The 19,545-nt window shown below is 39.6% G+C and carries 21 protein-coding genes; 8 read left to right on the top strand and 13 right to left on the bottom strand.

Going from position 1 to position 19,545, the window contains the following annotated elements:
- Positions 1-21 precede the first annotated feature (21 nt).
- Together WAA15_RS17630 and WAA15_RS17635 are read right to left on the bottom strand one after the other, a co-directional pair.
- Positions 22-2,178, bottom strand: coding sequence for a xanthine dehydrogenase family protein molybdopterin-binding subunit (locus WAA15_RS17630; RefSeq protein ID WP_337044142.1), 2,157 nt, complete (start codon positions 2,176-2,178; stop codon positions 22-24).
- Between the two features lie 83 nt (positions 2,179-2,261).
- Entirely contained in the window at positions 2,262-2,753 is a 492-nt protein-coding gene (locus tag WAA15_RS17635) for a (2Fe-2S)-binding protein (protein ID WP_337044143.1), read from the bottom strand.
- A gap of 263 nt (positions 2,754-3,016) precedes the next feature.
- Between WAA15_RS17635 and WAA15_RS17640 the strand changes: the two genes are divergently transcribed.
- The gene (locus WAA15_RS17640; protein ID WP_337044144.1) at positions 3,017-4,042 is read left to right on the top strand and encodes a threonine aldolase family protein; all 1,026 of its coding nucleotides are present in this window, start codon (positions 3,017-3,019) and stop codon (positions 4,040-4,042) included.
- 40 nt (positions 4,043-4,082) lie between these two features.
- Here WAA15_RS17640 and WAA15_RS17645 read toward each other — a convergent pair whose 3' ends face one another.
- Both WAA15_RS17645 and WAA15_RS17650 read right to left on the bottom strand, forming a co-directional pair.
- Positions 4,083-4,577, bottom strand: a complete 495-nt coding sequence (locus WAA15_RS17645; protein WP_337044145.1) for a YcxB family protein — start codon at positions 4,575-4,577, stop codon at positions 4,083-4,085.
- 139 nt (positions 4,578-4,716) lie between these two features.
- Positions 4,717-5,145: a DUF4783 domain-containing protein gene (locus WAA15_RS17650; RefSeq protein ID WP_337044146.1), complete on the bottom strand. Its 429-nt coding sequence runs from the start codon at positions 5,143-5,145 to the stop codon at positions 4,717-4,719.
- A 123-nt stretch (positions 5,146-5,268) separates the two neighbouring features.
- On the opposite strand from WAA15_RS17650, the gene WAA15_RS17655 reads away from it, so the two are divergent.
- Together WAA15_RS17655 and gldD are read left to right on the top strand one after the other, a co-directional pair.
- Positions 5,269-5,769: a phosphoribosyltransferase family protein gene (locus tag WAA15_RS17655; protein WP_337044147.1), complete on the top strand. Its 501-nt coding sequence runs from the start codon at positions 5,269-5,271 to the stop codon at positions 5,767-5,769.
- A 55-nt stretch (positions 5,770-5,824) separates the two neighbouring features.
- The gene (gldD, locus tag WAA15_RS17660) at positions 5,825-6,382 is read left to right on the top strand and encodes a gliding motility lipoprotein GldD (protein ID WP_442892809.1); all 558 of its coding nucleotides are present in this window, start codon (positions 5,825-5,827) and stop codon (positions 6,380-6,382) included.
- A gap of 41 nt (positions 6,383-6,423) precedes the next feature.
- On the opposite strand, the gene WAA15_RS17665 is transcribed toward gldD, so the two are convergent.
- The 5 genes from WAA15_RS17665 to WAA15_RS17685 form a co-directional block, all read right to left on the bottom strand.
- Complete coding sequence (locus WAA15_RS17665) at positions 6,424-6,978, bottom strand: YceI family protein (RefSeq protein WP_337044149.1); 555 nt, start codon at positions 6,976-6,978, stop codon at positions 6,424-6,426.
- 58 nt (positions 6,979-7,036) lie between these two features.
- Positions 7,037-7,672 carry a hypothetical protein gene (locus WAA15_RS17670; protein WP_337044150.1) on the bottom strand — a complete coding sequence of 212 codons (636 nt, stop codon included), beginning with the start codon at positions 7,670-7,672 and terminating at the stop codon, positions 7,037-7,039.
- A 122-nt stretch (positions 7,673-7,794) separates the two neighbouring features.
- Positions 7,795-8,316 (bottom strand): QcrA and Rieske domain-containing protein, encoded by a 522-nt coding sequence (locus WAA15_RS17675; protein WP_337044151.1) that lies wholly within the window; start codon positions 8,314-8,316, stop codon positions 7,795-7,797.
- 286 nt (positions 8,317-8,602) lie between these two features.
- A complete protein-coding gene (locus tag WAA15_RS17680; protein WP_337044152.1) occupies positions 8,603-9,715 on the bottom strand; it encodes a tetratricopeptide repeat protein in 1,113 nt (370 codons plus the stop codon).
- A 114-nt stretch (positions 9,716-9,829) separates the two neighbouring features.
- Entirely contained in the window at positions 9,830-10,471 is a 642-nt protein-coding gene (locus WAA15_RS17685) for a hypothetical protein (RefSeq protein ID WP_337044153.1), read from the bottom strand.
- Between the two features lie 223 nt (positions 10,472-10,694).
- On the opposite strand from WAA15_RS17685, the gene WAA15_RS17690 reads away from it, so the two are divergent.
- The 3 genes from WAA15_RS17690 to WAA15_RS17700 are packed head-to-tail and all read left to right on the top strand — an operon-like array spanning position 10,695 to position 13,112.
- Positions 10,695-11,174 (top strand): nucleoside triphosphate pyrophosphohydrolase family protein, encoded by a 480-nt coding sequence (locus WAA15_RS17690; protein WP_337044154.1) that lies wholly within the window; start codon positions 10,695-10,697, stop codon positions 11,172-11,174.
- An 18-nt stretch (positions 11,175-11,192) separates the two neighbouring features.
- A complete protein-coding gene (gene pepT / locus WAA15_RS17695) occupies positions 11,193-12,440 on the top strand; it encodes a peptidase T (RefSeq protein WP_337044155.1) in 1,248 nt (415 codons plus the stop codon).
- A 6-nt stretch (positions 12,441-12,446) separates the two neighbouring features.
- A complete protein-coding gene (locus WAA15_RS17700; protein WP_337044156.1) occupies positions 12,447-13,112 on the top strand; it encodes a YggS family pyridoxal phosphate-dependent enzyme in 666 nt (221 codons plus the stop codon).
- Here the strand turns inward: WAA15_RS17700 and ygiD are convergent.
- Entirely contained in the window at positions 13,100-13,981 is an 882-nt protein-coding gene (ygiD, locus tag WAA15_RS17705) for a 4,5-DOPA dioxygenase extradiol (RefSeq protein ID WP_337044157.1), read from the bottom strand. The two genes, WAA15_RS17700 and ygiD, sit on opposite strands and share 13 nt — an antisense overlap.
- Positions 13,982-14,218: 237 nt before the next feature.
- On the opposite strand from ygiD, the gene WAA15_RS17710 reads away from it, so the two are divergent.
- On the top strand, positions 14,219-14,590 hold the full coding sequence (locus WAA15_RS17710) for a DUF423 domain-containing protein (RefSeq protein ID WP_337044158.1): 372 nt from the start codon (positions 14,219-14,221) through the stop codon (positions 14,588-14,590).
- A 5-nt stretch (positions 14,591-14,595) separates the two neighbouring features.
- On the opposite strand, the gene WAA15_RS17715 is transcribed toward WAA15_RS17710, so the two are convergent.
- Entirely contained in the window at positions 14,596-15,810 is a 1,215-nt protein-coding gene (locus WAA15_RS17715) for an MFS transporter (protein WP_337044159.1), read from the bottom strand.
- A gap of 149 nt (positions 15,811-15,959) precedes the next feature.
- On the opposite strand from WAA15_RS17715, the gene WAA15_RS17720 reads away from it, so the two are divergent.
- Positions 15,960-16,913 carry a hypothetical protein gene (locus tag WAA15_RS17720; protein WP_337044160.1) on the top strand — a complete coding sequence of 318 codons (954 nt, stop codon included), beginning with the start codon at positions 15,960-15,962 and terminating at the stop codon, positions 16,911-16,913.
- 93 nt (positions 16,914-17,006) lie between these two features.
- On the opposite strand, the gene WAA15_RS17725 is transcribed toward WAA15_RS17720, so the two are convergent.
- Together WAA15_RS17725 and WAA15_RS17730 are read right to left on the bottom strand one after the other, a co-directional pair.
- Positions 17,007-18,413 (bottom strand): S41 family peptidase, encoded by a 1,407-nt coding sequence (locus tag WAA15_RS17725; RefSeq protein WP_337044161.1) that lies wholly within the window; start codon positions 18,411-18,413, stop codon positions 17,007-17,009.
- Between the two features lie 119 nt (positions 18,414-18,532).
- On the bottom strand, positions 18,533-19,399 hold the full coding sequence (locus WAA15_RS17730) for a bestrophin family protein (protein WP_337044162.1): 867 nt from the start codon (positions 19,397-19,399) through the stop codon (positions 18,533-18,535).
- Between the last annotated feature and the right edge of the window lie 146 nt (positions 19,400-19,545).

Here is a 19,545-nt window from a genome sequence, read left to right on the forward strand (position 1 = left end):
ACTTCTGCTCCTGAATATATATTATGCTAGGTTGCTGATATCAAAAGGTAGTTTGCGTATGCGTTTCCCTGTAAGTGCAAAAATGGCATTACCTAGTGCAGGAGCAATAGGCGGAAGCCCGGGTTCGCCAACACCACCTGGGTTTGACCCACTATCAACAATATGGATTTCTATGGCCGGAGCTTCATTAATACGCATAAGGTTAAACTGATGGAAATTGGTCTGGTCGCATACTCCATTAGTAAACGTAATACCATCTTTTATGGCCGATGTTAACCCCATAATAATATTGCCTTCGGTCTGGGCTTTTACGTTATCGGGGTTTACATAGTAGCCACAGTCAATTACTGAAACAACTTTTTCGATTTTTGCTCCGTTTTCTTGTTTAGCAACTGTCACACAAGCGGCTGATATACTATCGAACGATTTAAAGACGGCTATACCTTTGGCTTTTCCGGCAGGTAATTTCTCATTCCAATGCGCTTTTTCTGCCAATGTTTCTAATACTTTTTTGAAGCGTTCGTCTTCCAGAATCTCCAGACGCGCCTGTAAGGGGTCTTTACCAGCCAGATGCGCCAGTTCATCAATGAAACACTCTTGCCCCCAACCAAAGTTAGATGCATACACCGACCGCCACCATACAATCGGAATATCAGTTTTGACGTTTGTCCAGCTTATTTTTGAAGCAGTGGCAAAGTTATATTTATTGTTTCCTGTGCTTATTTCTTCACTTAGCCACGGGTCGGCCTCGTCTTCTTTCAAGCCTTTAAATACCTGTCCAACAATCGATTCGCCTATGGCGTGGTGATGGAATCCTGTAATTTTTCCGTTTTCAACAAACCCCTGCATGTGGCTGAGCATTCCGGGGCGGTAAGGGCCTTGCGTAATGTCATCCTCACGGGTCCAGATAACCTTTACAGGTTTTTTGAGTTCTTTTGATAAATGACAGGCTTCCAGAAGAAAATCATGATACGCCTTACGTCCGAAAGCTCCGCCCAGAAGAGTAACGTTAATTTTTACCTGTTCGGGTTTTACTTTCATATACCCGCATACATCTCTCAATGCCCAGTCAGGTCCTTGTACGGGGGCCCATATTTCAATAGAGCCATCATCTTTTACATGAACAATCGCATTTTCAGGTTCAATAGGAGCATGAGCCAGAAAAGGAGTTTCATAGTTTGTTTCAATTTTTTGTTTGGCAGAGGTAAACTTGGCAGTAAAATCGCCCTTTTCTTCAAAGTTTATTCCGTCTTTTTTGGCTGCCTCGTAGGTTTGGGCAAAGTATTTTTCGGTGCTTAAGGTTTTGTCATAATTTCCGTTATCCCATTGCACTTTCAGGGCTTTTTTACCTTTCAGGGCTGCCCACCAGTTTGTAGCTATTACGGCTACTGCTTCTGACGTACGATGCGGCATTGGGCGTTCGGTTTTAACTACCTGCAATACACCCGCAATTTTTTTCGTATCAGTATCATCAATAGACGCAATTTTACCATGAACCATAGGCGAGTGTAAGATGCTCGCATAGACCATTCCGGGTACATCTACATCAAGCCCATAAACAGCTTTGCCTGTTACACGCTCGGGTACATCAATACGCTTGTTATATTTACCTATAATTTTAAAATCTTTAGGGTCTTTTAGTTTGGGGTTTTTCGGAACCTCCAGTTTTGAGGCATCGTCGGCCAGTTCGCCATAAGTCAGGCTTTTACCACTTGGTCGGTGGATAATTTTGCCATCCTGAGCAAAACATTCTGTACTTGAAACATTCCAGCGTTTGGCGGCAGTTTCGGTGAGCATTTCACGGGCGGCCGCACCTGCTTTCCGAAGAGGTTGCCATAAACCTCTGACCGAGCTACTGCCCCCTGAGGTCTGATTCCCGTATTTTCCTTTGCCATCGCTCTGGATGATATTTACTTTATCAAGGCTTACTTCCAGTTCTTCGGCAAGTAATGAAGGAACCGCCTGTGTAGACCCTTGCCCCATGTCGGGGCGTGGATTTACCAACGTGATGTTTCCGGCGGTATCAATAATAATGAACGGATTTATTTCAAGGCTTAAGACGGCAGGCGTTAATTTTTTTAGTGGTGCATCTTTCGCAAAGGAAGAGACCCCCAAAGCAAAACCAAAACCAGTTAAACTGGTGGTTTTCAAGAAATCACGTCTTGATGTATTTTTCATAGTTATAATCTTTATGAAGATAGCTTTACTATATTAGAAAGGTAAGATGAAGCGTTTCACACGCTTTTGAGAGAAAGAGGGGTTTATTTGCCTCCGCCCACACTTGTACCGGCTTTCATGGTATCGGCAGCACGATGAATTGCTTTACGGATACGGTCATAGGTACCACAGCGGCAAAGATTCCCGCTCATAGCAGCATCAATGTCAGCATCTGTCGGGTTCGGAGTAGTTTTAAGTAAAGCTACTGCCGACATAATCTGCCCTGACTGGCAATAGCCGCATTGAGGAACCTGCTCTTCAATCCACGCTTGCTGAATAGCATGTAGCTGGCCTTCTCCGACACCTTCGATAGTAGTTATTTTGGCATTTTTGGCAAGGCTCGAAATAGGTGTCTGGCAAGCACGAATGGGTTGCCCGTTCAGGTGCACAGTACAAGCACCACACATGGCCATTCCGCAGCCGAATTTTGTGCCTTTTAAGCCAACAAAATCACGAACTACCCAAAGTAGTGGCATATCGGGGTCAACATCCACTTTTATTTTTTTGTTATTAACTGTTAAGTTGAAAACTGCCATAGTCGTAGGTATAGATTTTTCTTAGTTAACGTAAAATTTTACAAAAAACTCAATTTTTGCAAAGATTTTCATTTTTATTATTTACTCATTGGGGTAAATAACACAATTATGGTTGTTTTCGGAGGTTTTAGTATAGGTAGCAAAGTTAGTGGTTCGTGTAAGGTGTATTAAATCATACTTGAGCAGTAGTCAGGTAAAAGTAAAAATATTACCTTGCAGTATCATTTATATTTCACAAACTAAATTCTGTTATACCCAATATTATGTTTATCGATTTAAGAAGCGATACCGTAACCAAGCCTACGCAAGCCATGAAAGAAGCCATGTTTATGGCCGAAGTAGGTGACGATGTTTTTGGCGATGACCCTACGGTAATTGCATTGGAAGAAAAAAGTGCTGCTATGTTTGGAATGGAAGCCGCACTTTTTTGTGCTTCTGGAACCATGACTAACCAACTGGCTATCAGAGTACATACCAGCCCGGGCAGCGAGGTAATATGTGATAAACTCTCACATATTTATTTGTACGAAGGGGGAGGCGTAGCCCTTAATTCTTTTTCGTCGGTGAAATTGCTCGACGGAGACAAAGGCCGTATTAATGCCCAACAGGTAAAAGATGCCATTAATAACCCCGAAGACATCCACTTGCCTGTTACGCGCTTGGTATCGCTCGAAAATACCATGAACAAAGGCGGAGGCTGTTACTATAAACTATCAGAAATTGAAGCTATCAGAGAAGTGTGTCAGGAACACCAGTTTCCGCTACATCTGGATGGCGCCAGACTTTTCAACGCATTGGTTGAAACCAACGAGTCGGCCCTGCAATATGGACAGCTTTTTGATTCTATCAGTATTTGTTTATCTAAAGGCTTAGGCTGCCCTGTTGGGTCTTTGCTATTAGGAAAGAAAGATTTTATTAAAAAAGCCCGACGTTTCCGTAAAGTAATGGGTGGTGGCTGGCGACAGGCAGGTTTTCTGGCAGCGGCAGGGATATATGCTTTAGATAACCACATAAACCGTTTGAAAGAAGACCACGCACGCGCACGTCAGATAGGTAAAATGCTTGAAACCCTTCCGTTTGTAGAAGAAATATTCCCGATAGATACCAATATTGTAATTTTCAGGCTACCTGAATCAATACTTGCTACTGAATTTGTAGCCAAAGCGAAAGAACAGAATATTGCCTGTGTTACTTTTGGTAAACATCTGGTAAGATTTGTAACGCACCTCGACTTCACAGATACCCAGCTTGAAGCCTTTGAGGGAGCTATAAAAAAAGTAGTATTTTAAATGAAAGTCGCACATTTGCCAAATGTGCGACTTTTAGCATTTATGCAGGAAGTAATTCTTTTCTTTTTAAGATAGACTCAAATAGTTTGAGGTCATGCTCGCTATTGAAAACGGTAAACGGAAAACGTAAAAACTGACCTTTGCCAATAATAAGCAAGAAAGCGTCTGGAGTTCTTTCGGCCGACTGGATGCTCTCCCATTTCATGATTCCCCCTTCTTTCTGATTTATTTTCACCAGTATCTGGCGGCTGTCAATTTCGTACATGAATTTATCAAACATCTGTTTGTTTTGTTCCATTTGTGCCGCGGCATAAAACTGTGCATACCAGAACAAAACATATAGGCCACCCCCGATTACCGAAACTACCGGAATCCACCAGTTTTTATAGGTGCCTGTAAAGTGTAATATTAAACCTAATACAAATACTGCTGCCGGAATCAACAACCATTTCCAATCTTTGCGCATATGACGCTTGAAAGCAATACTAATGTAATCTTTTTTGTCTAATGCGAATTTCTTAGTTTTAACTATCATTTTTTGGTTTCTACTTAAAATTAATGCACAAAAATAGAAAAAGGCTCTGATAATCTCAGAACCTTCTCTACTTATTTTATACATTTTTGAGTTAAATGACGAGAATAAAAGTATTGATTTAACAAATAGTTGTATTTACCTAGCTTTCGCGGAATTGAATGGTATCAATAACGAACTTATTGTGTATATCTTTTTTTACGAGAATATACACCAGAAAATCTTTATTGCGGCTGCGGTAATTGCCTACACTATACTTTAAATCAGTGGTTGACGCTCCCTGATACACGTATTGAAACGATAGGGGAGGGTTACGCTGAAAAAAAGACTTAAAAATCTGTTCGGCCTGTTCTGAGGAAATTTTCTGGAAGTCAATTTTTTCTGAATCAATTACTAATTCTATTTCATTGTTTAAGCAACTCGCCAGCATTTTGGGGTTACCCCCCCTAAACGACAGACGGATGCGGTCGGTTATCTCATTTTCTTTTCTTTTCTTGTTACTAGTTTCTGTGTCAATTTTTGAGGCATTTACAAATAGGATTAAGATTAAAACAGAGAATATGTACTTCATAGGCTTCATATATATTGTAAGTTTTAAGTATCTTTGTTGGTGATTTTATGTTATCATACTCTTTTGCACAAACTATGCCAAAATTGTTGTGCCGGGTAATTAAGGGTCTAATACAAGTTAATTATGTCGAATCAATTATTAAATCGTACTGAAACATTTCAAAAAATACGTCGGATAGCCTATCAGATTTATGAGCAGAATTTTGATGAATCAGTACTGATTATTGCAGGAATAAACGGAGAAGGGTATCACTTCGCAGCATTGCTAGTAGCCGAATTAAGGCAGATTTCTTCTATAAACGTATATATTGCCAAAGTAAGTGTCGATAAACAGGCTTTGTCACAGCCAGATATTAATATAGAGAGCGATGTTGATACTTTTCGTAACAAGACCGTCGTTTTATGTGATGATGTACTGAACACCGGCCGGACACTGGCGTATAGCCTACGCCCGTTTTTAAGTATTCCGCTTAAAAAAATACAAGTAGCCGTTATTGTTGACAGAAACCACCCGCAGTATCCTATTGCTGCCGATTACGTGGGTTACTCGCTTTCAACTACATTAAACGAACACATTCAGGTGGTGTTAAGTGACGAAGAAAAAACAGGAGTTTATTTATATTAATATTGTTGCAAAACGTATGTCGAAGATAAGGTTTGTCAAGCATTTACTGGTATTGATGTTAATGGGTTTTATGGTTGCTTGCGGTAAAAAAGAAGCAGAGTACCACCCTAAACCCACAGGTTTTAACCGGATTGATTTACCCGCACATGATTACCAGCCTCTTGTCGAAGACCACCCCTATACCTTCGAATATTCAAAAGCTGCTATTATTCAGAAAGATACATTTCAGGGTGCAGAACCTCACTGGATAATTGTGTATTATCCGAAACTGAATACCCGTATTCAGTTTACTTACAAACCTGTAAATAATAGTCAGGTGCGTTTGCAGAATATGATGGCCGATGCCGCAAAACTGGCTTTTAATCATGATAAAAAAGCCTACTCTATTTCAGATAAAATACTTACTACCAAAGCAGGCAAGAAAGCCATTATATTTGAGCTTGAAGGCGAGGTGCCAAGCCATTATCAGTTTTTTGTGACAGATAGCACCAAACATTATTTAAGAGGAGCTTTATATTTAATGACCGCCACCAAGAATGACTCGCTTCGCCCTGTAATTGACTACATGAAAGAAGATTGCCGCCATATATTAGAAACATTAAAGTGGAAGTAAATTGCCTGAATTCACCTCCACTTTTCATGGCTAAAAGTTGTTTATAAAGGAAAATAAACCTGAAAACTCATCTTCACTTCATCTTTTGTTTTTACGCCAAACAAAGAGGGGCGTTCAACCTGAAACTGACTTAGCAGAAAATCGAATGTCCCGTCAAGTTTTAATTTGTTGTTACTTTCGCTGCGGGTTGCCGTAATAGTTACTGGTTTTGTAATACCATGAAACGTTAGGTTTCCCTCGGCTGTCAGGGTATTATTATTACTTTTGATTTTATTACTTGAAAAAGTTACTTTCGGGAATTTCAGACCTTCCAGCACTTCAATGGCATGCGAATCACGATTGGCATTGCCGCTATCAAAAGCATCTACTTTTAAAGATACAGCCACCTGCTCGATGTTTTTGGTGTTATCATCATAAACTATAACAGCGTTTACATCCTTACAAACACCTTCCCAGTCGTGCATGGGGTGGCTCATGGCATAAGTTACGCTCGAAACTGTTTTATCGGCCAGTATTTTTCTGCCGGCCAGTTTTGAAGTAAATGCACAAACGCTTAATAAAAAAATAATGGCTATAAAGTTCTTGATATTATTCATAAACCTGAACGAAATAAAATGTTGGTGAAAACTAACCTGCCGAAAATAAACAGTAAATTCAAAATTCAAATTTCAGGATGGCCATAGCCGCAAAATATGTCCCGAATGTAGTAAAAGCAGCAGCCCTATGATATGGCTTTAATTTGTAATTATCGCCGATTTTATCTGCCAGAATATTAGTAGTTATCATGCCTGTCAGGTGTATGTATGATAAATACTTATGTATTTTTACGTTACTTATGCCTTTGCGATTAAGCATAGCCGGCGGGGCTGTAAAAGCCATTAATGCGGTTGTGCCATAAGCAATGTTAATACCGAGGGCCGTGGCTTCATGCGCTTTTCGGATACGGGTATAGTTATCGCCCCCTGCGGTATAGAGTTTTGCGCCTAAAATTCCCTGAGCCAACATTCCGGCCGCAGTTAGCAAACCTACTGCCTGATGTATTTTAAACATGGTTCTTCTGACCCTCAGTTCTTTAGCTCTGTTTTCAGGCGTAAGTGCTGGCGCAATACCAATTTTTCTGTACAGCCCTTTTTCGCCCCAGAAAATCCGTTGGGTCAGCAACATTTTATCAGGGAGCAGTTTTGTTTGTTTAGCTGTGGTATCGAGTTCGGCCAATAAATTATCGGCTTCCTGAGCAACCGAAACCCCTGTGAGCAACACAAAAAAGAGCAATAAAGAAAGTAATTTCATAATAGTTTGAATGGTTAATTTTTTAAAGGAGGATAAACTTTATCCTCCTTCCGCCAGAAGCGTCTTTATTTTTTAGAAACACATATATCCAAAAGATGCATAAAATTAGGTTAACTCAGTTTTCAGGCTGAAACTCTAAGTGTATTACCGCTATTCTGAATTTCAGTTTTATAAACTGTCAGAGACTGTGTTGCAGGAGATAGTTTTACCGAACCATCCAGATTAAATTCCGAACCATGATTAGGGCATTTTAAATCATTAGAAGCACTCCGATAGGCAATTGTGCTGCCCTCGTGCGTACATACTTTTGATAAAGCTACATAAGAGCCGTTGGTATTGATAACAATGATACCAGACACGTAGCCGAATTCGCCCGAGGTTTTTAGTTTGCTGTAATCGGCATGGGTCAGGTCAATCGTAAAGTCTATGCTCGAGCCTGAGGTTGTTCCCTTAACAGCAGTACTTGTGGTGCCGCCAGTGCCTCCGGTTCCACCAGTGCCATTTGTGGTAGGGGTGGGGTCGTCGTTACCAGAGCCTGAACAGGCCGTAAGACCTGTGCCCATACAATAAAAAGCCATTAAAGCCGCACTGTTTAGGCCAAGCTGTCGTAAAAATTGCCCTCTGCTTAACTGAGTTTGTTCCATAGCAAGTATAAGTTTTATTTGATTTAAAATGCTTCTCTTATACAGGCTTTACGGAAAATATCAGCCAAGGGTTGCGTGTATTAAGCAAAGCGTAAGCAACTCTTTTGCTATAACTGTGACGCACAATAGAGCACAAGGGTTGCTCAACCAGTATTAATCAATACTGGATTTTAAATAAAACAAACACTAAAGGTTTAATAATGAGAGATTTATGTTAGTGATGCAGGCACGCACAACTATTGTTCAAAGTAGTTATGGTGTAACAAAAAAAACTGCAAATGATAAATTATTTTTCCAGACCTTTTTTTGCTTCGGCAATTACTCCCTTGTTTTCGGCGTATTCTAAGGCTTTCTTATAGAGGTCATCAGCACGTTTTTTATTGCCAGCTCTGTCTGCAATACGACCTAAACCGAGGTATGCCATCGCATAATAATCTTTGGTATAGCGTTCGTCAGGTTCGTTTTTCAATACATTTGTATAGAGGTCAGTAGCGATTTTATCATTCTTTTTTGATTTCTCAGTTACTATTGCTTCAAATAAGCCGGCGGCTATCTGGTATACCGAGCTAGTATGCTTTTTTAATTCTGGAATTTTATGAAGTGCTTCGTCGTATTTGCCCTGCATTACCAGAACCTCTGTATAGCGCATTAAATAAATAGGGTTGTTGGGATATTTCTCGTGTAATAACGAAGCATAAGTGAAAGCCTTTGCAAAGTTTAACTCATATTTTATATTAACATTCATAAAATAATAAGCCGCTTCTATTCTCGAAAATACCGACCTCTGAGCTGCTAACTCTAGCTGGCTAAGACCAAGTTTTTTATTGCCATTCTCAAAGAAAATAACCACGGGTTTTACTATCGGATGGGTTTCGGGGTATTGAATACGATAATAATTATACAAACCCGAAGTAAAATAAAATTCAGGGTTGCGCTCCATCATTGTAAAGCCATCTTTCAGGTAGCTGTATGCTTTTCGGGCTTCGTTAGCTGCTTTTAGTTGCTCCTTACGGTAGTTGTAGGCAAGGGTAATGTAGCCATGCGAAGCCAGTAAAAAGAAAGTAGCCTCTGCTTTTTTATTAGGGTCTGATAGCATGGGTTCGGCTAATTTCTGGCATTTTTCGAGCATTGTCATGTATTGTTCTACTGCTTTCTGGTTTTTTTCGAGCGGTAGGTTCTGCCATTGAATCTGCAAGGCATTTAATAGTGGAGTAACAGGGTGTTGTGCATATTTGGCCTTTACCTTCTGAAAAAAAGCATCGGCTTCTTTAAACTCGTAATTGTATAATTTATCTAAACCTTTAATAATAATTTGTTTGGTGTCGTTATCATTAAGTAATTGGGCGTCAACAGAAAAGCTAAAAAGTTGGATAATACTTAAAATCAAAAGTTTTCTCATAAAAGTTTTTATAGTAATACACTACACTAACGTAAATAAAACAAAAAAGCCTCCCTGAAGGAGGCTTTTTTTTGTTTTCTACGTAACCTACTAATATTGTGTAGTTTTACTTAATTATTGATGACTTTTTAAGTAGCTATCTACTGCTTCGCGGCTGTTAATATTAACGCCTTCCGACTCCATAGATAAACGCAAGGTCTTCTCGACAGTTACGTAAGAAAAAGTAAGGTCAGTTTGTGGCTTATAGCTCTTGATACCACCAATAGCGGCAGTTTGAGAACTATAAAAGAATGTTACTTTTCCGGTTTCGAACGCATAATTTACTTGTTCAGTAGCGCCGTCAGTTTCTTTGATGATTACACGAGGCAGCCCTAACCACTGACTACCAACTTTCACATAAGCCATTACAACACTGGTAGCACTTACGTTGGCATCTGGAATATCAACAGCACCAGTTTGACCTGTTGCTCCTGTTCCTATACCAGCGGCAGAAACTGTCTTCCAATCTGCAACTTTTACTGTTACTTCAGCGTACTTTACGTTGGAATTACCATCTTTACCAGTAGCTCCAGTAGCACCGGTAGCTCCAGTAGCACCGGTAGGGCCAGTAGCACCAGTAGGACCAGTAGCACCAGTAATACCTTGAGGACCCTGCGGGCCGGTAGGACCTTGAGGACCTTGATCTCCTTTACATGACCATAAAGCAACTGATAACGCTAGTGTTACCACCGAAAGAAGTCTATAAAATTTGTTCATGATTTGTTGGGTTTTGATAATTTGACTTCAGTTACGTAGCAATATTATTGAAATTTGCTCAACTTTGCAAACGCTAATATCGGTTTATTTATTTTACGGCGAAAATATTTTGGACTAAAAAATGAAAACACTTTTGCTTTCATAGGTTTTTAAAACAAAATAGCCTTAAAATGTACTTTAACTACAATGTTATTAAATTATCAAAATAAATTTTAATTTCTTTATGCAAGTATTAGACTGTCTCAATCAGGTAGCCGACTTCCACCGAACCTTCCAGCACCCTATTCTCGAAACCCCACAGATACCTTCTGAGCAACGTTGTAATTTACGTGTAGCCCTTATTGCAGAAGAATTAAAGGAACTTGAAGAAGCCATCGAAAACAAAGATATTGTAGCTGTTGCCGATGCTTTGGCCGATATACAATATGTGTTGTCAGGGGCAGTTTTAGAGTTTGGGCTGGGAGAAAAATTCAGAGCGTTGTTTGATGAAGTACAACGTTCAAATATGAGTAAAGCCTGCAAAACAATAGAAGAGGCCGAGGCAACCATGCAACATTATGCCGCAAAAGGTACAGAGTCTTATTATAAAGAAATAGAGGGGATGTTTCTGGTATACAGAAAAGGAGATGATAAAACGCTGAAAAATATTAACTATTCGCCAGCTAATCTGGAAGAAATATTAAACGAAAATACGCAATTGTAATCAGGTAGTTTTATAAAGATGTCAGTTTCTAATCATTTTCAGGTAAAGGAGAAATTTCTCCGCTATGTACAGATTGATACGCAGTCTGACCCTAATTCGAGTGCTAATCCATCGACCGAAAAACAGAAAGACCTCAGCAGATTACTGGTAAAAGAACTGCTAGCTATGGGTATTACAGATGCGCACCTAGATGAATGGGGCTATGTTTATGCAACCATTGAGGCAACTTCTACTAAAAATGTGCCTGTTATTTGTTTTTGCTCGCACGTGGATACCTCGCCCGATTGTAGCGGGAAAGATGTAAAGCCACTAGTACATGAAAACTGGGATGGTTCAGCCATTGTTCTACCTGATGACCCTACGCAGGTTATTCGTCTTTCGGAACACCCCGATTTGAAACAGCAAATCGGAAACGATATTATTACAGCAAGCGGTACTACGCTTCTGGGGGCCGATAATAAATCGGGCGTAGCCGAAATTATGGCTGCCGCAGAATACTTAATGAAGCACCCCGAAATAAAGCACGGAACAATTAAAATCTTGTTTACTCCTGACGAAGAGGTAGGCAGAGGAACCGAAAAAGTTGACCTCCAAAAACTAGGGGCTACTTATGCCTACACAATGGATGGCGAAACCCTCGGTACACTGGAAGATGAAACATTCTCGGCCGATGCCGTTACGCTAACAATCAACGGAGTAAGTACGCATCCGGGCTTTGCGAAAGGTAAACTGGAAAACGCCATGAAGATAGCGGCTGATATTCTGGCCTCTTTACCGAAAGATACGCTTTCGCCCGAAACCACAGAAGGCTACGAAGGGTTTATTCATCCAACACAAATTTCTGGCATACAGGAGCAGGTAAAACTAGATTTTATTATCAGAGATTTTAGTGTTGCGGGCTTGCAGGAGAAAGAGGCGTATCTGCAAAATATAGTAAATCAGGTGTTGTTGCATTACCCCAACTCAACGGTTGATTTCAAGGTAACCGAGCAGTACCGAAATATGAAAGAAGTGCTAATAAACCATCCTAAAGTGGTAGAATATGCTTTGGAAGCCATCAGACAAACCGGAATTGAACCCGAACAAAGAAGTATAAGAGGCGGAACAGACGGCTCGCGTCTTTCTTTTATGGGCTTGCCTTGCCCTAATATTTTTGCAGGCGAACACGCGTTTCACTCAAAGCTGGAATGGGTATCGGTACAGGATATGGAAAAAGCTACGGAAGTAATTATTAATCTGGTACAAATCTGGGAACAGCAATCTTAAGAGGCTATGTCAATTATAGAAAACATACAGACCATAGAAAAGCAGATAAGCAATAAGGGTGTTACGCTCGTGGCTGTTTCAAAAACCAAACCTGTTGCAATGCTCATGGAGGCTTACCAAGCAGGCTTTAAGCGTTTCGGAGAAAATTATGTGCAGGAACTGACAGGTAAATATAACGAAATGCCCAAAGATATAGAATGGCATTTTATAGGGCATCTGCAATCAAATAAAGTAAAATATATAGCTCCTTTTGTAAGCCTTATTCACTCGGTGGATAGCTTTAAACTTTTACAGGAAATTAATAAACAGGCAGCCAAAAATAATCGGATAATTAACTGCCTGTTACAAATTTATATTGCTGAAGAAGACACCAAAAGTGGTATGACTGAAGAGGAATGCTTACAGATTTTGAATCCTGATACGCTGAAAAATCTGACCCATATAAATATAGTCGGCCTCATGGGCATGACAACCCTCACAGAAGATGAAACCCAAATCAGGAAAGAATTCAGGAAACTGAAAACTTTCCATGATTCTATTGTAAGTACCTATCCATTTCTCACTACTTTGTCGATGGGTATGAGTGGAGACTACGAAATTGCTATTGAAGAAGGTAGCACCATGATTCGGGTAGGTAGCAAGATTTTCGGACACCGTGTTTACCCGACCTGAAAACACCTCATGCTGATACTTCCCATATCAAAGCCTTCATAAGTGTAAGTAATAGGTTCATCTTTGTTCACCAGCCCAGCCGTGTAAAGCATTGGCAGGTAATGGTCATAACTTGGGTGAGCCATTTGCCCTAAGCTACCGAAGGATTTAAAATCTGCGAGGTCGGCCAATTGGCGGGTATCCAACTTATTTTTAACGATGGTGTCAAATTCCAATGCCCAGTCGAAAGGCTTGGCCAATGGGTTGTTCCAAGTAATTTGCCGGAGGTTATGCACAATGTTGCCACTCGTTAAAATCAATACACCTTTGTTACGCAGGTGTTGCAATTCTTTTGCTAGTTCAAAGTGAAATTGTGGCGGCTTCGAGAAATCAATGCTCATCTGGAAAGTCGGAATATCTGCTTCGGGATAAATATGCCTAAGCACCGACCACGCGCCGTGGTCGAGTCCCATTTCGTGTTCTTCCAGAATACCAACCGATTTAACTTCTTTAATTACTTCTCTGGCATATTCAGGCGAACCTTTTGGCTCGTATTTAACTTCATATAATTCTTTCGGAAATCCACCAAAATCATAAATTGTATGTGGTGCCGGATTTACCGATACATAGGTTTGGCGCATAGTGAGCCAGTGTGCCGATACAACAAGAATGGCTTTAGGGCGTTCGATGCTTTTGCCTAATGTATGTAGGCTACTAGTAAAAGCGTTATCGGCAAGGGCATTCATGGGGCTACCATGCCCAATAAAGATAGCTGGCATTCTTTCAGAAGTTGAGAAACCATCTGATATATTTTTTAATTCATGCAAGTTCATAGCAGAAGTACTAAAAGGTAACAGACTAAGTGATTTAATGAAATCGGCTCTATTCATACAATAACATTATATGTATATACAACTATTTTTTCGCTAATAAAATTCATTTTAGGGAAGTAATTTTTATTGATAATAGCCAATCAAATATACTTTGCTTAACCAACCATTGCAAAAGGCTTTTTAGGGTTATTCTGAGTTTTCGTATCTTATTTTTGTCTAAATTCACGGCGTAAATAATACGCGCCACTCAGAGCATAATTTCATGAAGCGCATTATATAAAATTAACTATTACCATGAATAAATTATTTTTGCAGGCAGGAGCACTGCTGGGCGCAGTAGGTGTAGCACTAGGAGCCTTTGGAGCGCACGCTTTAAAAGACAAACTAATGGCATCAGGCCGGATGGATACTTTTGAAACCGCCGTAAAATATCAGTTCTACCATGCGTTGGCATTAATACTTGTGGGCATAATTGCCAAAGAAATAGCCTCCAAAAATCTTGTTTATAGTGGTTACAGTCTGTTGGCCGGAACACTCATATTCAGTGGCTCGTTATACCTGATTTGCTTTACTGGTATTAAAACATTCGGAGCCATTGCGCCAATAGGCGGCACGCTTATGATAGCTGGCTGGTTATTATTCTTCTGGGCAGTGCTAAAAAACTAGGGTATTTATTCAACATAGTCAAGGTCTTTGGCAAAGCTCTCTTTTAGTGAGGCATTGGCAATAAAGGCTGCACCAAAGCATACAATACCAATAATAATGGCACTTTTAATGAGGTCGCCGTTAAGCCATTGGGTAAGATACTGGTGTGCTATTGAAATAGGAACTGCCCCACCGCGGGCAAAATTCGGAATAGTAGTAGCTACGGTAGCGCGTAGATTTGTGCCAAATTGTTCGGCCGACATCGTTATGAGTACTATCCAGTAGCCCGAGGCTGCTCCCATCAAAATACACATAATAAAAATGGCGGTATTGCTAGCCCCCCAAAGGTTCAGATAAATAAGGCACATAAAAAGGCAGATAACCTGAAAAATAAGGATGGTTTTCTTCCGGTTCTGCAAACGCTGGCTTACATACCCACTAATTAAATCGCCACAGGTAAGGCCTATGTATACATACATAACGGCTTGCCCTGCTGTTATTTTACCTTCAATGCCCAATGCTTTGGCTACCTCAGGAGCCAGTTGCATAAGTATACTTACAATAAAAAATATTGGAAAACCAATAAACATACAGGCCATGTAGCGTTTAAAACGGTCTTTATTGGTGAAAAGACTCAGAAAATCGCCGCGTTTGATGTTCTGTTTTTCTTCGGCATGCTTATACATTTTTGATTCTAAAGTACCTATTCTTAAAAACAGTAGTAGTAAGCCCATTCCGCCCCCAATAAAATAGGCAGTACGCCAATAAAAGGCATCGCCCACAAGAGCGGCTACCACTGCACCAAAAGCACCAACCGAGGCCATAATCATGGTGCCATATCCTCGTTTTTCTTTAGGCATTGTTTCGGCTACGATGGTTACACCCGCCCCTAGTTCGCCAGCAAGGCCAATTCCGGCCAAAAATCTTAATATTCCGTATATATAAATATCCTGTACAAAACCGTTAATAATCGTAGCAGATGAATAAAGCACAATGGAACCGAACAAAACAGACAGCCGGCCTTTTTTGTCGCCTAAAACGCCAAAAAAAATTCCACCAAGCAATAAACCTATCATCTGTACGTTAAAAAGCCATAAACCGACACTTGTATTACTGTTTCCTACTACACCTAATTCAGTTAGACTGCTATGACGAAGCACAACGAATAGAATCAAGTCATAAGCATCTACGAAATAACCTAATGCTGCCACTAATACTAATAAAATTGTAGATTTTTTCATGTATTATCAAAATTTCACGAAAATAGAGATTCATTCAGAATTTCGCGAAAAAAAAACGGCATTTTCGATTATTTTCTGAAACTTATTCAATAAAAGGCTAACTTTGTCGTTAGTAAGCCTAAAATTAAATACTAAATATTCAGATTTCTATGGAACAAAATCAAGAAAGAAGAAGTAACACGGCTATGACTGCCGGACTTGTTTTGGCCTGTGCATTAGCAGCACTTTTTGGCTTCCTTTATTTCAACGCTCGTCAAGACATCGACGCGAAAAATGTAGATATTTCGCAAAAAACAAAAGACCTGCTCCTTACGAACTCAAAACTTGATTCAATAGCTGTAAAACTTGATGAAAAAATTGCCGAGATTCAGGCTTTAGGCGGACAAGTTGAGGACCTGCAAGCGTTAAAAGCTCAATTAGAGCAAGATAAGAAGAATCTCATTAACTCAAAAAGTGTAAGCATTAAACAATACGAAGGTAAAATTAAAAATTACGAAACTGCTCTGAGTGAAAAAGATGCTGAAATTGCTAAGTTGAAAGAAGAAAACGCAGTATTAACTACACAGAATCAGACTTTGGGTGAAGAAAACACCAATTTGAAAAGTGAGAATACCGGCCTTAAAACAGATAAACAGGCACTTTCTGACTCAGTTTATAATACAAACGTAAAAAATAAAGAACTTACTGAGAAAGTAACGCTTGCGGCTGCTTTAAAAGCCATTAATGTTAATGTAAATGCCATTAACTCTCGCGGAAAAGAACGTGACGGTGGTGAATATAAAGCTAAAAGGGTAGATAAAGTGAAAATATCTTTCAAGCTGGCTGAAAACCCACTAACCAAAAGAGAAGAAAAAGTAATTTATATGCGCCTCCTTGACCCTAAAGGCAATGTGGTGTCTGACATGGCTACTGGTTCTGGTACATTCACTTTCGGTGGTAACGAAACCGTTTACACGTCTAAACAAACAGTTATGTACGATAACTCAGGCCAGAACGTAGATTTTGTTTACTCTCGTGGTAGCGCCTACGAAAAAGGCAGATATACCGTTGAGCTTTATTCAGAAGGTTTCAGCATTGGTCGTGGTAGCTTTGAGGTAAAGTAATCTGATGATATAATCTAGTCGGTTAGAAGCCGACATAAAAAATACCGCTGGACAACTCCAGCGGTATTTTTTATGTCATTAGTTCTTAATTGCTTACTTAGGGAACGTTGTATACATTTCTTTGCGGTTCTGATAAGGATTCTCAGACTCGTTTACTTGTAAAGGTTCGTTCTTTAATTGAGAAACCGACACACGCGCATTAGGTGCTACCTGAAGCGTAGTGGTTTGGCCTGTAATGAGTTCAATGGCTTTCTTTAGAAGGGTTTCGCTTTCATCGCCCCACGCTTTATAAGGAATAACATTATCTTTTACGGCATAGTTGGCAGGAAAACCATCTTTTGTTCCATAATTTGATTCACCTTTTGAGTTAACAGTTTTTAATACAATAGGCTGCATACCCCATTTCCAGCGTTTTTGGCTGTCCTGAAGTGTAACTGAGCCTACGTTTTTTCCGTAGGTATGGTCGCCAATCAGAATAACATCCATATAAGGTCTTAAACCGTTAATAACCAATTCACTTGCCGAAGCCGTACCCGTAGAGGTCAGTACGAACAAACGATTCAGCGTTCCAAGATTATTAGCTTCGTCTTTAAACTTGGTAGGAGCCAGATACCCGGGTCTGTCTTTTGACACATTGGCGTTCCATTCGTCAGAGTGGATTACGTTATTGGTGTTCAGGTTTTTCACAATCAACGAAGCCATCAGGTCGGCAGAAGAAATATAACCACCCGGATTAAGTCGTAAATCAAGTACTAATTCGTTAACACCTTTGCTTTTAAATTCGCCAAATACCTGACGCAGGTTATTGTCAAAAGTACTGATAAACTGGCTATATACCAGATACCCGATTTTTTTGTTTCCTTTTTCAATAACTGTCCAGTAGTGTACAGGATTGTCTTGAACTTCGGCTTTAGTTACCTGAACCGTCGAACCAGATAATGAAAACACACCATTACTTACCTTGCCAAGCCCGAATGTTGCCGTTTCGACAGTAGGTAAAGTACGGTAATTATCAACATCCAGTTGAGTACCATTAATAGTCAGGATAATATCACCGCGTTTAAGACCAGCTTTTTCGGCAGGGCTTCCTTTTATTACATAGGTCACAAAAAAACCTACATTCTTCTGGTTGTTGTCCAGATAATAAGTCGAGTATTTCATACCAAATACCTTATTGATACCATTCAGCGAGGCCGTTAGTTCATCCGAACTTTTCTGAATCCATGAGAAGCGGTCCGTGTTAGGGTAATCGTTCAGCAGGGTATAAAAATAATCGTCAGGGTTTTGATTCAGATTGGTTTTGGCTTTTTCAGGCATTTTGTCGGTCCATAAATACCAGTATTTCATGTTGTCATAAATCCAGTTATTTACAGCCACATTTGAGGTATCAACACCACTACCGCTAGGAGTAGGGTCGCTGTTGTTTTTTACTCGGCATGATAATATGCTTCCAGTCAATAATAGGCCCAAAATCAATGATTTTGTAGGAAAAAAATTCATATTATGTATTATTTAGCGTTTGTTATAATGACGTAAGTTATTAACGTTTCGTTGCGATTTTTGTTATGATTCAGCTTAGTAAAGGTATTAAAAAGTAATTAAGAATATAAAAGCATTTCTTATAATATTTCTGTCAGATTCGTTTTTACATTATTAACCATCCCGTCAAGTCCTAAATCGTTGCTGTCTGTGCCAAAAGGTTCTTCTATTTCTTCGGCCATAATTTCAATACCAGCAAAAGCATAAAATACTAAAGTAACAATAGGAATCGACCAGAATTTATATTCCAACACGGCCGTAATGGGCATGGTAAATACATAAATAAAAATCATTTTCTTGATAAAAATATTATAAGAAACCGGAATAGGAGTATTTCTGATTCGCTCACAGGCGCCAATATTATCAGTGAATGACGAAACCTCATTATTTAAAAATAATAGTTGTTCGGCATTAATGAGGCCATTTGTATGTAAGTTGTTAAGCTCGGTATACATAGCCTTTGCAATTCGGTTCGGAATATGCCTGAAACCCTCAAAGTAGGCTTCATTGTAGGTTTCGGTGAGTGTAAGGTGCGCTACACTGGCTCGGCCTCTTAAATGGTCTTTGGCTGCTTGGAGGTAATTCCCTATCAGAATTCTGAACGTTTCTTTGGCAGGATGTGCCTCTGGTAACAAAGCCGAGAGTTTTAAAGCCAGATTACGCGAATTATTCGTGAAACTTCCCCATAAACGTCGACCTTCCCACCAGCGGTCATAAGCCGTATTGGTACGAAAAACTAGTAATAAGGATAACACAAAACCAACCAACGAGTGAATAGTAAGCGGGTTTTTAATAGGTACATAATGCAGAATATTATTTTCGATATAAGCAAAAATAGCCGTATAAAGGGCTATACCTGCCATTGCAGGCAAAAGTTTTCGGAAAGTGTCGGCTTTGTGAAAATAAAAAATGAACTTCCACCAGTTTTTAGGATTATAATCTATCATGTATAAAAATGTTTTTCAAAAAGTTAATTAATTAAAAGTAAAGTTGTGTCTTGTGAGGGCAAAAATATAAGTTTTTTAAAAGATAGAATCAAAATAAGAAAACAGAATTAGCTGCCTTTTTGTTAAGTATATCGTAATGTCGGTTT

Origin of the sequence: Emticicia sp. 17c (assembly GCF_037153985.1) — a bacterium.
In the GTDB taxonomy this organism is placed as follows: Bacteria; Bacteroidota; Bacteroidia; order Cytophagales; family Spirosomataceae; genus Emticicia.

Bases quoted from the DNA above. Each gene is read 5' to 3' on its own strand.
- WAA15_RS17650 (WP_337044146.1), bottom strand. From the start codon at position 5,145: ATGAAGTACATATTCTCTGTTTTAATCTTAATCCTATTTGTAAATGCC.
- WAA15_RS17725 (WP_337044161.1), bottom strand. From the start codon at position 18,413: ATGAATTTTTTTCCTACAAAATCATTGATTTTGGGCCTATTATTGACT.
- WAA15_RS17645 (WP_337044145.1), bottom strand. From the start codon at position 4,577: ATGATAGTTAAAACTAAGAAATTCGCATTAGACAAAAAAGATTACATT.
- WAA15_RS17635 (WP_337044143.1), bottom strand. From the start codon at position 2,753: ATGGCAGTTTTCAACTTAACAGTTAATAACAAAAAAATAAAAGTGGAT.
- WAA15_RS17730 (WP_337044162.1), bottom strand. From the start codon at position 19,399: ATGATAGATTATAATCCTAAAAACTGGTGGAAGTTCATTTTTTATTTT.
- WAA15_RS17710 (WP_337044158.1), top strand. From the start codon at position 14,219: ATGAATAAATTATTTTTGCAGGCAGGAGCACTGCTGGGCGCAGTAGGT.
- WAA15_RS17700 (WP_337044156.1), top strand. From the start codon at position 12,447: ATGTCAATTATAGAAAACATACAGACCATAGAAAAGCAGATAAGCAAT.
- gldD (WP_442892809.1), top strand. From the start codon at position 5,825: ATGTTAATGGGTTTTATGGTTGCTTGCGGTAAAAAAGAAGCAGAGTAC.
- WAA15_RS17640 (WP_337044144.1), top strand. From the start codon at position 3,017: ATGTTTATCGATTTAAGAAGCGATACCGTAACCAAGCCTACGCAAGCC.
- WAA15_RS17675 (WP_337044151.1), bottom strand. From the start codon at position 8,316: ATGGAACAAACTCAGTTAAGCAGAGGGCAATTTTTACGACAGCTTGGC.
- WAA15_RS17655 (WP_337044147.1), top strand. From the start codon at position 5,269: ATGTCGAATCAATTATTAAATCGTACTGAAACATTTCAAAAAATACGT.
- WAA15_RS17680 (WP_337044152.1), bottom strand. From the start codon at position 9,715: ATGAGAAAACTTTTGATTTTAAGTATTATCCAACTTTTTAGCTTTTCT.
- ygiD (WP_337044157.1), bottom strand. From the start codon at position 13,981: ATGAATAGAGCCGATTTCATTAAATCACTTAGTCTGTTACCTTTTAGT.
- WAA15_RS17690 (WP_337044154.1), top strand. From the start codon at position 10,695: ATGCAAGTATTAGACTGTCTCAATCAGGTAGCCGACTTCCACCGAACC.
- WAA15_RS17630 (WP_337044142.1), bottom strand. From the start codon at position 2,178: ATGAAAAATACATCAAGACGTGATTTCTTGAAAACCACCAGTTTAACT.
- WAA15_RS17715 (WP_337044159.1), bottom strand. From the start codon at position 15,810: ATGAAAAAATCTACAATTTTATTAGTATTAGTGGCAGCATTAGGTTAT.
- WAA15_RS17720 (WP_337044160.1), top strand. From the start codon at position 15,960: ATGGAACAAAATCAAGAAAGAAGAAGTAACACGGCTATGACTGCCGGA.
- WAA15_RS17665 (WP_337044149.1), bottom strand. From the start codon at position 6,978: ATGAATAATATCAAGAACTTTATAGCCATTATTTTTTTATTAAGCGTT.
- WAA15_RS17670 (WP_337044150.1), bottom strand. From the start codon at position 7,672: ATGAAATTACTTTCTTTATTGCTCTTTTTTGTGTTGCTCACAGGGGTT.
- pepT (WP_337044155.1), top strand. From the start codon at position 11,193: ATGTCAGTTTCTAATCATTTTCAGGTAAAGGAGAAATTTCTCCGCTAT.
- WAA15_RS17685 (WP_337044153.1), bottom strand. From the start codon at position 10,471: ATGAACAAATTTTATAGACTTCTTTCGGTGGTAACACTAGCGTTATCA.